Raw genomic sequence first — 15,857 nt, 5'->3', positions numbered from 1 at the left:
CAAGTAATCGATGAAATTCAAACTAGTAGCTATGTTTTTATTGTTTATGTTTGGTTGCGTAGCAAATGCGAGTGTTATTTCTTATCAAAGCGACCAACCAACTTACGATACCAATGATATCGTGCTTGTTGATTTTTACATCAATAATGCAAATCCTGCGTTAGATTTTCTGGAAGTAGAATTTGCCTTTGACGATACGCTATTGAGCTTTGATAGTTTCTCTGTCACCAATGATGTTTTTTTGAATACCTATTTCGATGACGCGTTTGACGACTTTGGTTTTTTAATAATTCAAATTGGTTTCGAATTTGATTGGAGTGACTTTTTGGGGACCTCATTTTTGCTCGGTCAAGCTGCGTTCACAGCGTTAGATGATAGTGTGGGCGCAGACTTGTTATTGACTGATGTGTTCGCTCAAGATGAGTTTTTTAATGATATCAGTGCAACGTCAGTGTCGGTTCCAGCGCTGTTCGGGTTGATTCTTCTGAGTTTCGCAACGGTGTTTGCGAGAGTAAGAACAAGTCGATAGTCTGGATGTAGAACCATTCAAAGCCCGTGATTGTCGTTCACGGGCTTTGTTATTGCAGCAGAAATAGGAGTAAATATTAGAGCGATGATAGTGAATAAGACTACGTTATTTTTTGACTTAGATGGTACATTGATAGACTCAGTTCCTGATTTGGCTACGTCGTTAAACGCAACGCTACAGGATTTAGGTCGGGTAACGTTCGAAGAGGATATCATCAGGCAATGGATCGGAAACGGTGCCCGGGTGCTCGTTGAGAGAGGGTTGTCATCAAGCGTTTCTGTTGATCCTATGCTTGGTAAAGAAACTGTCGATGGGGCGTTGTCGTTATTTTTGAAACACTACAGTAAGAACGTGTGTGAGCAAACCACATTGTATTCACATGTTGAAACTACGCTCTATGCGTTAAAACAGCGTGGTTACTCACTGAACATTATTACGAATAAACCCAATGAATTCATTAAGCCAATATTATCTAAACTTGGTATCCGACACCTCTTTTCGACTTACCTTGGCGGGGATTCTTTGCCAGAGAAAAAACCATCTCCACAGCCTTTGTTGCATGGCGCGAGGACGCTCAAGGTTCCAATCGAAGAATGTGTAATGATTGGCGATTCTAAGAATGACTTAGTTGCAGCAAATGCCGCAAATATGGACAGCATTGGCGTTACCTATGGATATCATCAAGGTGAGGATGTCAGGTCCTATGGGCCGGTTTACGCATTTGATAAGTTTGATGATTTACTCAGCGTGTTAGCTTAATTTCTATTTTTACTTTTAAGTTAGCAATGCTTCGAATTAAAAAGTAATACACATCATTGTTGTGTGTTGTTAAACTTTTTTGAACAATAATTAGGCCTTATACGCCGAGGGTGTTACAATAGCGGCGTTAAAATTGCTCTATCAAATAATCGACAATCGCTTATACGCATTAGTTTTTAGTTAGTAACTTACGTTCCTCTCCTGAATACCTGTTTAAGAGTCTCTCGCTTACGCTAGTCCTTTTTAGCAACATCAGTTGCTTATGCAACATTTATACAAATTTATTTAGGAGACATCAAATGTCTAAATCTACTGGTACTGTGAAGTGGTTTAATGAAGATAAAGGCTTTGGATTTATTTCTCAAGCCAATGGCGGAAAGGATGTGTTCGTACACTATCGCTCTATTGCTTCTGAAGGCTTTAGAAGCTTAACCGAAGGTCAACAAGTTGAGTTTACTGTTGAACAAGGTCAAAAAGGCCTACAAGCTGCCGATGTTAAAGTTGCATAAGCTTTAAGTCATTAAAGGATAGGCTAATTCCAAGTAGCCTATTCTTACTGATATCCTCTCTTCCAGAATATATCCTCAGTTATTGACCCACTGATATTCTTCAATACATCCTATAGGTTTTTTTAATTAATGATTCATACTTACAAAGGCGAAAGCATAAATGCTCAGCCCCCAATCTCTAATGTTTCTGTAAATAAATTCAGCGTTAGCTTTAGAGATCAGCAAAAGCTGAAAAATGTTGTTTTCCAAAATGTGACTGAAACGAAAAGCTTTGTTAACTGGCTAGTTAATATTTAATGCGTTTAAAATACTTCGAACAACAGTGTGCAATCTAAGCCCTTTTAATAAACAAAAGCCCTCGATTTAAAACGATTCGTGAGCCTACTTTCGAGAGACTTCACTCATGATCTGTATCACCCTTGTGGCTTCCACGCCGCTACATGGGTTATCTCTTTTACCCATAAAGTAATCAGTCACTCTTTGAATCATGGGAAGTTGAACGTTTTCAGGGTGTTCAAAAGTGTATTCCATGTCCTTTTGCTCTGTCACGACTGTGACTTTAGTGTCAAAAAATGAAAAAACAATGTGTCCTTTGGTACCAATGATTTTGCAGTGATCTGTTTCATCGAAAGGGTTGACTGAGAAACACCAGTTTCCTTGGAAGTGGATACCACCAGGAAATCGCATAAGCGCTGACACGGTATCATCTGCTCTTGATAATTGTGCCTGATTGCTTGAAATACCAACGTAGTGTTCGGGAGCCCCAAAGTATTGAATCATTAAATCAAGTTGGTGAGGTGCTAAATCGTGAAAAAGGCCTCCTCCAGAAATATCAGGATTAATTCGCCAAAAACTATTCTCATCAATATCATAGGACGGTGGTTGCTTGAGCAACGTCAATGACACACTTCTAACGTCACCAATAACATTTGCTTCTAGCATTTCCGCAACATGCACAAAAGAGGGAAGTGCTCTTCGGTAATGGGCAATTGAAAGCTTTTTATCTGACGCTTGAGCTGCATTCACAATTCGTTTGCAGGCTTCCGTATCCATTGCCATTGGCTTTTCTAGATAAACGTGCTTTCCGTGTTGCAATGCAGCGATAGCGTGTTCTTCATGATAAACTGGTGGGCTAGCAACGTAAATCGCGTCAAGGTCGGAATTTTTTAATAAGCCGTCAATGGTGTTGTACCAGAAAGGTACTTTGTGACGGGCAGCAAAGTCTTTCGCTTTGTATGCATTTCTTCGCATAACGGCAATGAGTTCACTGTTCTGTGCTTTATTGAACGCCGGGCCACTTTTTACTTCTGCTACATCGCCACAGCCTAAAATTCCCCACTTGATCATTGACTCTCCTGAAATGTTTTTCTCGCATTGAAAAAGAGAAAGCTCTCAATAATCAAACCTCACACTAAAAGTTTGACTAAAGAGAGCTTAATAAATTAACTCGCTCTAATGTAGATGTTTTAGAACTTGTAGTTAACAGCGACCTGGTAAATTCGACCTGTGTACGTAATACGACTTACCGCACGCTCGTCAGTACCCAGATATTCTTGGCCGATTTCATCAGTAAGGTTGAATGCTCGCAAGAATACTTTCGTCTTCTTGTTGAGTGCATATGAACCTACAAAGTCTAGTCTGCCTTGCGCTAAACGTGTTCTTGCGTTAGTGCCCAAGAATGAGTTCGCGCCGCGAAGTGTTTGGTCGTCACGCCAGTTGTATGAAAGACGTAAACTGATACCGTCGTTCTCCCAGTAACCGATTACGTTGTACGACTCTGGAGAAACACGCGTAAGTTCTACTTCACTACCACTTTGACGTAGTTTGGTGTAGTTGAATACCCCACCAAAACCATTCCAAGGGTATGGAAGGAAGTCTAGTTTTTGCTGAACAGCGACTTCAAAACCTTCTACTGAAATTGTTTCAGACGTGTTGATTGGCGCATTGATAATTACTTCACGGTTAACTAGGTTTCCGTCTTCATCTTCAAGCGGTGTTACCTGTTGACATGCAAACTCACCGCTGCCGCCGTCACTTGGCACGCGTTCAACGGCACCAATTAGACCATCAACAATAGCGTTTGAACCATTCTCAGGGCAGAAGCCTTCCTGTTGGTCGAACAGGTTAGAAATATCTTTCTTAAAGTAGCCAACAGAGATTGCACTACCTTCACGGTTGTACCATTCGAGCGATAGGTCATAGTTAGTCGCGTCATAAGGACGTACTGTAGCTGTTGGTAAGTCAATTCGCACGCTCTGAGGGCCACCGCGAACTGCTGCTGTTGGGCGCTGAGCGAGTAGGTTAGGACGAACCAAACCTTCAGAGTAAGCCGCACGTAAAATGATATCTTCCGTTAATTCGAAGGAAATATTGGCCATAGGAAGTGTATGACTGTAATCATCTTCGAATGGAGTGAGCGTCGCAACACCGTTTCTGCCTTGGGCATCAACTACGGTTTCGAAGCCGTTGAAGCTATTGTCAGTTTCAACATGTCTTACGCCTAAGTTACCAGAGTAAAGCACTGAGCCAATTTCACCAGAGAAGTCAGCCATTGCGTACAACGCGATGATCTCTTGTTCGGCATCGAAGTTAAAGCCGATATTGGTAGGAAGACCACTTTGGTTGTTTTGGCTATCCCAGAAACCTGAGCGGTTACGCTCTAGTCCAGGGAAAATAGATACGAAGCTTCGGCCCGTAACGAGATCATTCACATCGGTAACGATATTGGTTTGTAAGGCGCGAATTGCAGCGTCGTTATCAATCGTAACCCAACCACCAGTATGGTCGAAAGTACCAGGCATGTTACCGTTAAAGTATGGGTTTTGAACGTTGGTAAGTACTTGGTCGGTTAAGTAAGAGCTACCGATGTTAGATGTGTCGATACCTGCAGGCCCTTGGCGTTGGTCTAAGCTGTCCAAGGTTTCTTTTGAGTAACGACCACCGAATTTAATAGAATCAACAGTAAACCCGTCGCCCAAACTTAGTTCAGTATAACGAAGCGCGTTGAACTCTGCGCTAGAGTACGATTTGTCTAGGTCACGAACACGACCGTTAATACCTGTTTGTAAACGACGACCTTGGTTTAAATCAGAAACCGCAGTTATTTGTGAACCTGTTGTGGTAGGTTGTGACCACACTAGGTTGTCGTATACATAAGGCGTTTCCAACATACCTGCAACAACGATATTATCTAAGTTGCCTTGACCGGTATTAATAGTTCCGTCAAACCCAGTTGGAACACTGTCAACGCTGCGACGGCCGTTAACATCAGTGAAGTTAAATTGATCTCTCCAATCCTGACTGTGATTGAAGTAAATACCAATGTTTTCAAAATTGTTTTCTGCCTCTGAGTGACTTACAACACCATCGAATACCCAGTAGTCGTTGATGTAATCACCATAAAGCATAATGCCTTGAGTTTTCTCATTGAACGTTGTTTTACGGTTCTCGTTACGGAATGTACCGTTCTCAAAGTTAATGTTAGATATACCGTAAACTCGGCCAGCGTCTGGGTCATCCGACAGTCGGTCGTACGCAAACGGCGCTGTATCCATGTCTAAGGTAACTAAAGCATCAAAGTTGTCTCGGTCATAACGGGTACGGTTAAAACCAGTTTCGAATGAAGTGGTTTCCTTAGTACCGTCGTCGAGATCACGTTCGGAATAGAGTAAGTGAGCACCTAATTTAAAGTCGTCAGAAACTCGATATTCAATGTTACCTGAAAGCGATACTCGGTCACCTTCACTGTACTCACTTACATTTCTTCCTCTCATTGGCGCACGTACTTGAGCGTCATCTGGAATGCCCCAACGCTCACGGTACTCAGCGATGTTTGTCGCACGAGTTTGGTCGCCTAGATCGTCCACTGACACATAATCGATAATATCAAATGTATCGCGGCGGAAAGTTTGCCCTGAAGCACCAAGTTTAAAGGCAACACCTAACTTATCTTCAATAAGATGACGCACACCAGCTAGTCTAACGTTTGGATCCCAGTTACCAGTGAGCTCTTCGTATCTACCGCCCAAACTGGCAGTAAACGTACCGTCTTTCTTAGACAGAGCTTGTTGGAGTTGTTTGTCAACGATACCTGCTACGCCACCTTCTTGAAGGTCTGCTGTGGGACTTTTTACAACGGTTACACCGTCGAATACGCTAGGTTCGAATGCAGCGAAAGGATTTGGGCTACCTACGGATAGGCCACTTGCTGATGACGGTGTGGCGAATGATTGGCCAAATGCAGTAGTTTTAACGAATCCACTACCTAGACCACGCAAGCTAATTGTTGATTGACGACCTTCTTCGTCGTTATTCAACTGAATGCCCGGAATGGCTTGAAGTGCTTCCCCTAAGTCGAGTGCCGGAAGTGCATCAATGTCAGTTGCAGAGATAGCGTCAACGATTGATGGTGCGTTTCGTTTAACATTCAGTGCATTTTCAAGGGACTGCCTTACACCAGAAACTTCAATCACCTCGATAACATCGGTATCCGGTGTTTCAGCGTTGGCTTCTTGTGCAAATAGAGTGGGTGAACTAATTGATAGTAGTGCGCCAGCAACACCCATAGCGATTGGGTGCTTTGAAAGCTTTAATGGTTTTATAGCTGTTTTCTTCATTGTCATGCCTCGTACCGGAACATTCATTGTAGTAGGAAGAATGCTCCCTGACTTTTTAATATTATGTAAAAGAATTACAAACAATCATAAGTGAGCGAAACCAATCATAGCCGATTAACTAATGTAAAAACAATTGTTAAATTTCATATTTTTTTGTAAACGCGTTTCCTATTAACTTTTGATTCTTGATTATGTTTTGTTTTTTATGTGTTTATTTGTAGTTCGCGGCAATTTTTCGAACACTTTTTTGTAAATAAAAAGTTCAAAATATTTTACGATGAGAGATGGTTTGTGTTGTTTTTGGTTGTTTTTTGAGCACTTGTAAGGGACTTTTGACGAGATTTAGTGAGTGGTTTGTTATCCAAAAGTATATAAATATTTCAATTTCGCTCATCAATGGTCATGATTGATTTTGTGAATATCACGTTATTTCTCATCAAAAAGCGATTCGAAAGCCGTGCTTACCATTGCGTTTAAAGGCGTGAATCTTACTTTAAATAGCTTGTGCTCGACCGTCGTCAGCTTTCAACCGCTGTATAGTAATGAGGTTGACGGAAATTACAAATACCTCCAGTAAAACACCTCCGATTGAGCCAACGAGTATATTATTGAGTAACCACAGCGAAGCTCCCATCATTATTCCTACTCTCATTGGTATTCCCGATAATCTGAAGAGTGAATAAACACCGATTATTCCGGCAGATACAACGAGTAAGTCTTTAACTGACGAGTAACTCAAAGCCCCGGCGACTAACGTTAGTAACAGAAAGATAAACATTACCTTCAGCGATGATGTGTAAATTGTGGTGAGTGTGCGAAGCAAGCTCAAACCACACATGAGTGCTGCTGTTGTTGCCTCTAAAAGATAAAAGTGAACGCCGTGAATGATATAAACCGCACAGAGCAAGGCTTTTAGTGTTGTGTCATCTTTCTGATAGTAGGCAAAAAGTGCCGTGACGAAGCTTAACCCTCCAATAAACTGTGCTATCCACTCTGTTTGCCACATAGATTTTGTATGCCTTTAACTGTGATTTGTTCTTAGTAAGAGTGCTTTCTCAAGCACTCTTTTACTAGTTAATTTGAGTCATTTTGAATCATAACTGTTCATGTTGCATTTTTGAACTGGTATGATGCCAATCATTATTACGAATTCGGATGTTGGTTTGTAACAGCTAACAAGGGGTATGACGTATCTTAGTTTTTGTTAAATAAATACGTCCTGGTTTTAAGGTTCTTATTAATGAAATCAATTGCTTATTATGCACTTTTTGTCGTGTTTTGGAGTGTGTCACTCTGTGCAGATGCTGAAGTTCAGGTTAATGAAAACACAGCCAATGAGGTCCCCAATATTCTATTCATCTACACGGATGACCAAGCGCCGTGGGCCATAGGTGTGTCAGGGAATGAACAAATTCATACGCCAAACTTAGATGCGTTAGCCAAACAAGGATTATATTTTCCGAACAGTTACACCACGACTCCAGTATGTAGCCCTGCAAGAGCTGGGTTACTTACGTCACAGTATGGTTATGAGCTGGGCATTGATGATTGGATAAATGTTAAAGCTAAGACACTGACTGAGCATCAACCAAACCTTGGGCTCGACCCGCAGCACGAGACTTGGCCAGAAGTATTAAAACAGTCGGGTTATATCACTGGTCTAATAGGTAAGTGGCACCTTGGATATCAAGCAATACATCATCCAACGAAACACGGTTACGATGAGTTTGTAGGTTTTGTTGGCGGCGGAACGACGCCAGTAAACCCTCTTTTGGAAGTCAATGGTGAAGAATATAAAGCACAAGGCTTAACCGTTGATATTCTTACTCAACACGCGGTGGAATTTATACGCAAACATAAAGACGAAAAATTTGCCTTATCCCTTCACTACAGAGCGCCACACTACCGATTTTTGCCGGTTGCGCCAGAGGACGAGGCGCACTACGAAGATAGGGAGATAGCTCTTCCACATCCGGAGTATCCTGATCTAAACGTGGATAGAGCAACTACATTGATGCGTGAATATATGTCCAGCGTATCGGGTATCGATAGAAACGTCGGAATGCTCCTTGATGAACTCAAGCGTATGGGCTTAGAAGAAAACACCCTTGTTATTTTTACTTCAGACCACGGTTACAATATTGCGCACAATGGTATGTGGCACAAAGGTAATGGATTCTGGTTACTTAATAGCAAATCCGCAGGATCAGAGAATGTCCCCCCAGGCCAGCGTCCGAATATGTATGACAATAGCTTAAAAGTACCTACGCTAGTTCGTTGGCCGTCGGTGATCCCCGCAAATTCGGTGAACTTTTCAACTATGTCTAATCTAGATTGGTTCCCAACATTAACTGACATTGCAGGGGGGAACCCAAGCAAGGACAACACAATCAGAGGGCAGAGCTATTTACCAGTATTTCGTGATCCATCACAGGTAATATCTACGGATTACTACGCGGCTTACACCACCCTACATCAATCTCGTACTCAGATGCGTATGTACAGCGATGGTAAGTACAAGTTGGTAAAAGACTTTCTTAATCCAGAGCGTGATGAAATGTATGATTTAGCTACCGACCCTGATGAGCAGTTTAATATAATTAACACTACTGATGACCACCTTAAAGGTGTTAAAGCTTCGCTTCTAGAGCAGTTGCTCAGTAAGATGGGTGGGTCAGACGATCCTATTCTTCAGGGTAACTAATCATCTGACTATGTTTACGCGCAAGCGCCCAAGGGTGGTTTATCCTTGTCAGCCACTGACCTAATTCATCTTGGAGCGTGGTTACATCTTCAGGTGGAATATCCTTCAGTGTCAGTGGGGACAGTTGATAAGGGTCTTCTACGTTGTTAAACAAAGCATCGAGGTTTCCATCGCTGTTCACCACATACAAATATTCGTGAGTTCGCACTCCGTAGGCATCACCCGTACCATAATACAGGCTCGATTTCGGTCGCTCTGGTTCGTTGTCTATATTTGAAGAGTTTTGCCAATAAGGCGCATAATTTGTACCGTCTAAGTCGGTTGGCACTTGGTGTTCTAGACCGAGTAAACCAAGCACCGTGGGTTTTATATCTGGCACACCAATCAATAAGTCGTCTTGTTGCGGTATTAACTTATCGGGGAAATACAGAATAAGTGGAATACCGATTGACTCTTCGTAATACACATTTTTTGCCATCTTCCCATGGCTTCCCATCATTTCACCATGATCAGCGGTAAATACAATAAGAGTATTGTTGAGTAAATTTCGCTCTTCTAGTGTGGTTAATACACGCCCGATCTCTCGGTCAATGAGTGTAATCATGGAGAAGTGTATTGCTGCCGCTGCCTTTGCTCTCTCGATACTGGCATTCGGGCGATTTAATAGTAGACCTAAAGGGATCTCTCGATACATAGTGTTGAATATACGTTCATCGGTATCTGAAATATTGTTATAGGGGCTATGTGGAGGGTCCATGGTCCATAGAATGGCAAAGGGTTTGTTGTTGTCTCTTTGCGCTCGCGTGTTGCCGATGTAGTCGATGATGACATTAGCTTGGTCAACAGCTGAATAACGCTTCGGATGAAAGGGCGTTCCTTCCTCAACTCCGCTCAATTCGGTGTCATTTGTATATACCACAGGGTTTTTGTGGTTGTGACCTAAAGACTGATACCAATATTCTATTCCCTGTCTAGCTTTACCAGGAGGAATATAGGTATCGTATCGCGTACCTTGAAAGTAATGCCCGCCTGGCGCAGTCGTTGTTCCTACAAAGCGATTATTGCCATCAAACATGGGGAGGTTATTGTGCCAGTGTCCTTTGCCAATGAGTGCCGTGTTGTATCCGTTATCTCGAAGGACTGAAGTTAACGTGGGAATATCGGGTTTTAACCCAACCTCTGGTCGTCCCACTCTGGTATTATTTGTGACACCGTTTTTATGAGGAAATAGCCCAGATAGCAGCATGCCACGGTACGGACTGCACAACGGAAAGTTAGCGATGGCATCGGTGAATACAACACCATTATCTGCCAACGCATTAAGGTTGGGGGTGATAACCGGGTCGCTATTGGTATTCAACGCTCCCTGAAATTCAGGTTGTTGCCAAAACTCCATTGACGATCGTCGCATTTGATCTGCGACAATGACTATTAAATTCGGTTTGCCATTTATACTGTTGAATGTTTCAACTTTATCGGTTGTTGTTTGATGATTGCTCTCAGTATCAACGGCGCACGAAGTCAGTAGCAATGTACTGACCAGCGCAAGTTTTCCTAGTAATGCGTTGAGCCTATCCACATTGCTCGTCATTGTCTTCACACAATCCCTCGTCACCAATAGTTATGTTTCCTTGCATCATCCTGTCGAGTAATGCTTGCCAATCACTCACGTCCCAATTGAGCTGATTGCCGAGTAAAATAGCTTGCCTGAAGTCGTCAAATATTTGCTTGAAGTCTTTTTCTTCTGCTTGGCGAAGGAGCTGTGCGCGCAGATAGAAGTATTCAGGGTTTCTTGCTTGGCTTTCAGCAATACTGTCAAGGTAACTACTAGCAGTAATTGGATTACGAATGTTTTCGTTGTTTGAGAGCAACAGAATTTCAATAGCTCTGAGTGTCGCTTGCACGTGTCCATCTTGGGCTGCAAGCTCAAACCAAAATAGTGCTTTGCTGTCATCGGTGAATACCCACGGGCTAGATTGCAAAAGCTTTCCTAAACGATACTCTGCACGGGTTAAACCATATTTGGCAGACTCTGCTATCCAATGAATCGCCGCAGGTAGCTCTCGTTGTTCACGGTAAAGCAGTAAGCCGTACTCTAGCATTGCTGGAGAGTGACCCAGGTTCGCCAACGAAGCAAGGATACGTTCAGCTTCTCCTTCATCTTGTTTGAGCCAAGGGAAGTTTATTAACGCAGTGGCATATTGGTATTGAGCGTTCAATGACGGATCTGTCTTTAAACGATTTGACTGACGCAATATTTGTTCGTAAGCATTTTCGTATCGTCTTACCAACGTAAATTTGTCGTATACCGCTGCCCCCATGTACGCTCGAGATAAGAATTCCACGGGTTTACCATCAAAAGTGGGAACCTCAAGAGGATAGTTGGCGATCCCGTCCATGAGTTCTCTTGTTCCATCAAACGTACCACCATACTTTTGTAATTGTTCGGTATGTCTCACAGAACCATCCCAGTGAATATCGTGGTCTATCACTAAAATTGGCGGCTGAGGGGGAGTGAGTGCATTAATTTCAAGAGATATATTACCTTCTTCATCTTCAAATTCGTCGAAGTAGTCTTGAAGCTCAACCTCCTCACTGTAAAACTTAGTTTGTGGCACAGTGTCCTCGCCAAACATGATCTTTGTCGATAGTTTGTCTTCAAGAATAACTGGAAAATAAGCGTTATTGATTGAGACTTTTCCATGTTGGGCGATGTAGCCGTCAATTAGCTTTGAAACCTCAGATACCGTCTCCTCTGGGAGGCTGTCGTAAATACTCTGCAATACCGCGTTTGCGTTATGAAAGTCATATTCTGCCGCCAGAGCATAGTACAAAATCGCACTAATCATATCTTGCTCGACACCCAAGCCTTTCATATACATATTTGCAAGCTGATAGTGAGCGTGAGGATTGCCAAGTTTAGATGCCGCGAGATAGCCTTCGTACGCAGCACTGTATTCTTGATTGGTAAATTGACTGTCAGCCTTAAAAATATCTGCACTGACTAAACTACTGAAAAACAAAACACTCGATGCCAGAAGTTTGGCTTTAAACATAGAGATAACCTACACCAAATTATCGATAATGACCTATTTTGTGCATATTTGATTGATTATTGCTAGTTGTTAATGATGATTTTGAAACTATTTACACTTTATTTGCATTTCTGATGTAGGTATCAGCGCCAATGGCCCATTGGATAATCGGTATAGTGACTAGCTATTGCCTACGTCGAGCGTCGTAGGCAACTTGAAAATCGATTCCGTGATTGGTGAGTGATGTTTCAAACGCGTCCCTCGCTGCTGATGGGATATTGTATAGTCCCCGTTGTTTTCCTTCGTACAGAATTGCCGCTGCGTTATATAGTCCGTCACTATCTGAATACGGCATTAGATACAGTGCATTTTCCCAATAGCCGTGCAGTGTCGCATAAGCGATAGGTGTGAGGTAAATACTCCCCTTTATGTTGGCACTGGCACCATTTTCTAATAAGTAAACTAAATACCACTGATTGGAGTTCGTTGAGGCCGAATCGAGCAGGTTTGAGTGGCTTGTTGCCACATGTATATCTAAACCATAGTGGGTTAGTTGTTCAAAAAATTGCTGACTTTGACGCTGGTCACGGTCGTTAATGATGTAGTTTCCAACGTGATATTGGAGGGAGTCGTAGGGCATAAGATTAGTATTTGCCCCCTGTTCCAAGAGATACGTAAAGGTTTCCATGTTTCTTGCGCGATAGGCTGCAAGTAACGGGGAGAGTCCAGCCTCACCGGTAAAGTTGAGGGAATCAATTGATGAACGCAATTTTGCCAAATCGTCAGGCGCACCAAAAGCCGATTGATAGATGAATTGTTGCTCGCTCGGCGTTTCAAAACTATCCCAGTCAATAATCGAGACTCTTGTCATATCAAAAATAAGGAAGCCAACAAGAGACGTAGGGACAATAGCAGCGCTAAATGGAAGTAATCCTTTGTTGTCTTTAAATTTTAAAGCTATTGCTAAGGTGCCGATGACAAGGATTGGATAGTACTTAATAAGCGAATACAGTAAAAACTTATCATCATCAATAGACACGGGCTGGTCGTAAATGACAAAGGCCATAGACATCACCATTAAAAGCCCCCAAATACCTACGCAGGCGATTGCTAGCGTTATTGACAGTGTGGTTGGCACTTTCATTTTGGATGCGTCCTAGACAATTGAGATATGAGTCTGCATGGTTGAATAACTACGGATTACTGTAACGCTTAAAATTAAGTCATAGATTGTTACTTTGTAACAAATCTTGTGCACAAGCTCAAAAAAAGCCCCGAATGTTCAGGGCTTGAATTGAGTAAATGAGCGAGTCTATCAATCATTTCCTCGAAGTGAATGTATAGCGGGTCTGTTGATGAACCGACGTAGCGGCCAGTAACAGGCGAACAGTGAAAGCATTATTATACTGACAACGGTAATCACGAAGATGCCTGCAAGCTCTATATTTACGTACGCACTCAAAATATCTTTATTGGTGAGGTAGGCAATAAGAGTGACGATTATGCTTAAACCAATACCCAGTGCAACGACTCCCAAATTATCTTTGATAATGAGCGATACTATACTCGCCCTTTTAGCGCCTATTGCCATGCGCGTGCCTATTTCAAAGCGGCGCATCTGAGTACTGTAGCTCAATATGCCGTACAGTCCTACACCGGCTAGAAACAGGGTGATGAATGCCAGTACTGCCGTAGTTATAGCTGTGGCGTACTCAGTAAAGAGCAATAGATCTCGTTGCTCATCTAGCGAGTTAAAACTAAATAGGGCGTACTGGCTCCCAACAGTTTTGATTGCCATGACCACGTCCTCACGAGTGACTGATTGACCATCTGCAATTTTTAACGTCATCGTAGGCGTATTGTGAGTAGCAGGCGTGTATACGCGCATAGGCTCATCGTCACTTGCTGGTCTTTTGGCGGTCTTTACAATGCCTATCACCGTGTAGCTTGGCTCTTCAGGATCATTGGATATCTGCATGCCAATTGCACTACCGTTAGGATTTATTCGGTCCGCGAATACTTCGTTGATTACCATCACTCGATTGTCGTCGGCAATGTCGGCTTCTGAGAAAAAGTCACCCTCTATAAGTTCTTGACCCACCAGAGAAAAGTAGTTTGCGCTCACGCGTTTACTCTCTGGAGTAAAGTTTTCTCCGCTCTGAACATTGGTTAGCGCCCACAAGCCATATCCGTCAAGAACAGAACGAGAATGCGAAACTTCTACCACCTGAGGTAAAGCCAACAATTCTTGCTTAAGCAACAGCATATCTGCAGCGCGCTCTTCCGCTGGAGGCAGTTCGCTACTAGATATAGAAACACTGATCTGAGACATACCGTCAATAGAGTAGCCATTGTCTGTAGTGATGGATTCCACTGAATCATTAAACAAAGTAATGTTGACGAAAACTAGCGCACTTGCAATGGTGACTTGAAGCACTACAAGTGATTGACGAAGGCGTTTAGACACCTGAATTCCCGTGCCTTTACCACTAGATTGAAGGCTGGTGTTCAAAGCTTTGTAGTTGATCATTTTACTACTTAGGTAGGCGAATATTAATGCGCTAGCACACGCTAAGAACACAGCACTCAATAGGGTAAACCAAGTAATGCTCAACTCATTGACTCGTGGTAGCTCGGACGACAGTCTACTCTGGAGTATCGCGAATCCCATGGTTGCAATCACAAGAGCCACCATCAGAGAAAACATCATCAGTAGTAGCGATTCAGCAAACAAACCTTTGAACAACTGCCTTTTTTAGCGCCAAGTGCCGCGTAAATCGATAGTTGACGCTGCTGCTCTGCGGTACGAGACATAAATAAGTTAACTACATTGGCTAGGGCAATGAGTACTAAGCCAATGACACCTGCGAGGAGTTTATAGACCGTTGAGGTACTTTCACCCACAATAGCGTTTTTAAAGGACATCAGTTCAATTTCGACAGACCAGCCGTTAAAAAACTCAATGCTGGCGACGTTTTCCTGCCATGTTTCACTAACCAATGGCGTTAGTATTTGTTCGGCTTGTGCGACTGATATCTCTGGCTTTAGTTTACCCACGAAGGTGAGAGAGCCACTAATGTTCCCCCATCTTTCCATGAGATTGGTATCAAGGTTATAGTCCCATGGAAGCCATACACCCGCTTCAAAGCCAGTTTGTTGAATCTGAGGTTCAATAAAGTCTTTGTTCAACACGCCCACGATAGAGAAACTAACGCCACTAAAAGCAATCTTCTTTGACAAAATGTCATTGGTACCATCAAATTCCTTTTGCCAGGTTTCATAGGTGATTATTGCCACAGGATTGTGAGTATCTAGGGCCTCAGTACTCTCAAAACCTCGACCGATCAAGGGTGTTGTTCCGAGTAGATCAAGCCACTCTGGAGTAACATAAGCGGTGTTAAGTGTTGGTTGATGGGGCAGTGATGTTAGTACATCGCTACCATAGTGAACTAATGCTGTTTGCTCAAACACGTCTTGGTTTTTGTATAGGTGTATTAAGCCAGGGTAAGTAAATGCGGTAGCATTTACTTCATCTTTATCGTCGCCAATATGATGAATAACGTTGTATAAGCGAGTCTGATCTGGGTAGGGCAATGGCTCAACGATTAATAGGAAACCCAGGGTTAACACACAAAGCAAGGCGCCAAGTGTTGTGCCCATGGTTGTAACCACGGTGGCTACAAATCCTAGCTTCGCTTGAGACTT

At 42.7% G+C, this 15,857-nt stretch carries 12 protein-coding genes; 4 read left to right on the top strand and 8 right to left on the bottom strand.

Annotated elements, in window-relative coordinates; translation table 11 throughout:
• The first annotated feature begins 10 nt into the window (after nucleotides 1–10).
• The 3 genes from EYS00_RS16285 to EYS00_RS16275 all read left to right on the top strand — a co-directional run bounded on the left by EYS00_RS16285 (nucleotide 11) and on the right by EYS00_RS16275 (nucleotide 1,797).
• Nucleotides 11–529 carry a hypothetical protein gene (locus EYS00_RS16285; RefSeq protein ID WP_130638507.1) on the top strand — a complete coding sequence of 173 codons (519 nt, stop codon included), beginning with the start codon at nucleotides 11–13 and terminating at the stop codon, nucleotides 527–529.
• Between the two features lie 84 nt (nucleotides 530–613).
• A complete protein-coding gene (locus EYS00_RS16280) occupies nucleotides 614–1,288 on the top strand; it encodes a phosphoglycolate phosphatase (protein ID WP_130638505.1) in 675 nt (224 codons plus the stop codon).
• 299 nt (nucleotides 1,289–1,587) lie between these two features.
• Nucleotides 1,588–1,797, top strand: coding sequence for a cold-shock protein (locus tag EYS00_RS16275; protein ID WP_130638503.1), 210 nt, complete (start codon nucleotides 1,588–1,590; stop codon nucleotides 1,795–1,797).
• A 381-nt stretch (nucleotides 1,798–2,178) separates the two neighbouring features.
• Here the strand turns inward: EYS00_RS16275 and EYS00_RS16270 are convergent, their stop codons facing one another.
• The 3 genes from EYS00_RS16270 to EYS00_RS16260 form a co-directional block, all read right to left on the bottom strand.
• Complete coding sequence (locus EYS00_RS16270) at nucleotides 2,179–3,144, bottom strand: Gfo/Idh/MocA family protein (RefSeq protein ID WP_130638501.1); 966 nt, start codon at nucleotides 3,142–3,144, stop codon at nucleotides 2,179–2,181.
• Nucleotides 3,145–3,263: 119 nt separating this feature from the next.
• Entirely contained in the window at nucleotides 3,264–6,413 is a 3,150-nt protein-coding gene (locus EYS00_RS16265) for a TonB-dependent receptor (RefSeq protein ID WP_242618795.1), read from the bottom strand.
• Between the two features lie 493 nt (nucleotides 6,414–6,906).
• Nucleotides 6,907–7,419 carry a YgjV family protein gene (locus EYS00_RS16260; protein WP_130638497.1) on the bottom strand — a complete coding sequence of 171 codons (513 nt, stop codon included), beginning with the start codon at nucleotides 7,417–7,419 and terminating at the stop codon, nucleotides 6,907–6,909.
• Between the two features lie 234 nt (nucleotides 7,420–7,653).
• Between EYS00_RS16260 and EYS00_RS16255 the strand changes: the two genes are divergently transcribed.
• On the top strand, nucleotides 7,654–9,117 hold the full coding sequence (locus EYS00_RS16255) for a sulfatase-like hydrolase/transferase (protein ID WP_130638495.1): 1,464 nt from the start codon (nucleotides 7,654–7,656) through the stop codon (nucleotides 9,115–9,117).
• Here the strand turns inward: EYS00_RS16255 and EYS00_RS16250 are convergent.
• From EYS00_RS16250 to EYS00_RS16230, 5 genes are all read right to left on the bottom strand, one after another.
• Nucleotides 9,098–10,708, bottom strand: coding sequence for a sulfatase (locus EYS00_RS16250; RefSeq protein ID WP_242618804.1), 1,611 nt, complete (start codon nucleotides 10,706–10,708; stop codon nucleotides 9,098–9,100). The two genes, EYS00_RS16255 and EYS00_RS16250, sit on opposite strands and share 20 nt — an antisense overlap.
• On the bottom strand, nucleotides 10,689–12,173 hold the full coding sequence (locus EYS00_RS16245) for an SEL1-like repeat protein (RefSeq protein WP_130638491.1): 1,485 nt from the start codon (nucleotides 12,171–12,173) through the stop codon (nucleotides 10,689–10,691). Before EYS00_RS16245 ends, EYS00_RS16250 begins: the two co-directional genes overlap by 20 nt.
• 163 nt (nucleotides 12,174–12,336) lie before the next feature.
• Nucleotides 12,337–13,296, bottom strand: a complete 960-nt coding sequence (locus EYS00_RS16240; RefSeq protein ID WP_130638489.1) for an ankyrin repeat domain-containing protein — start codon at nucleotides 13,294–13,296, stop codon at nucleotides 12,337–12,339.
• Between the two features lie 171 nt (nucleotides 13,297–13,467).
• Complete coding sequence (locus EYS00_RS16235; RefSeq protein WP_165399409.1) at nucleotides 13,468–14,835, bottom strand: ABC transporter permease; 1,368 nt, start codon at nucleotides 14,833–14,835, stop codon at nucleotides 13,468–13,470.
• 26 nt (nucleotides 14,836–14,861) lie between these two features.
• On the bottom strand, nucleotides 14,862–15,857 hold a 996-nt coding region (locus tag EYS00_RS16230), incomplete at its 5' end, for an ABC transporter permease (protein ID WP_181412804.1).

This window comes from Alteromonas sp. KUL49 (genome assembly GCF_006538345.1).
Lineage (GTDB): Bacteria > Pseudomonadota > Gammaproteobacteria > Enterobacterales > Alteromonadaceae > Alteromonas.
This window is presented reverse-complemented; position numbering and strand designations above follow the sequence as displayed.